General features: G+C 59.5%; 1 pseudogene. It reads right to left on the bottom strand.

The features are described from left to right. A pseudogene (locus tag PL640_RS25690) lies at nucleotides 1-378 on the bottom strand (pyrroline-5-carboxylate reductase dimerization domain-containing protein); the annotation flags it as partial.

Genomic DNA, 378 nt, shown 5'->3' with positions numbered 1-378 from the left:
CCTTGAACCTCCCTTGCCGTTAAAGTCCAGCAGCACTTGCTCGTTGAGGCCGCCTTTGGTGGCGAATTCGCGGCTGGTCTCGCTAAAATCAGCCTTGCTTCCGGCCAATACCGCCACCTCGGAGAGACCGGCGAAGAGGGGAGTAATATAGGAACGGGCCTTTTCTTCTGGCAGACCGTTTTCAGCCAACCATTCGGTCGTTGTCTGCATGATGCCGAAATAGGTGGCCATCAGCGCGCTGGCGGCGGCCAGAAGATCGTATTCCGCTTTCGTCTCGCATTCCACCGCATTACCAAGCACGTTGAAGATTGCAGCCGTATCCGTATCGGCGGGGTAAATGGGGGGGACGCCCCTGGGCCGGGCGACGAAGGGGGGCGG

It is taken from the genome of Agrobacterium sp. ST15.16.024 (assembly GCF_027956545.1).
In the GTDB taxonomy this organism is placed as follows: domain Bacteria; phylum Pseudomonadota; class Alphaproteobacteria; order Rhizobiales; family Rhizobiaceae; genus Agrobacterium; species Agrobacterium cucumeris.
This window is presented reverse-complemented; position numbering and strand designations above follow the sequence as displayed.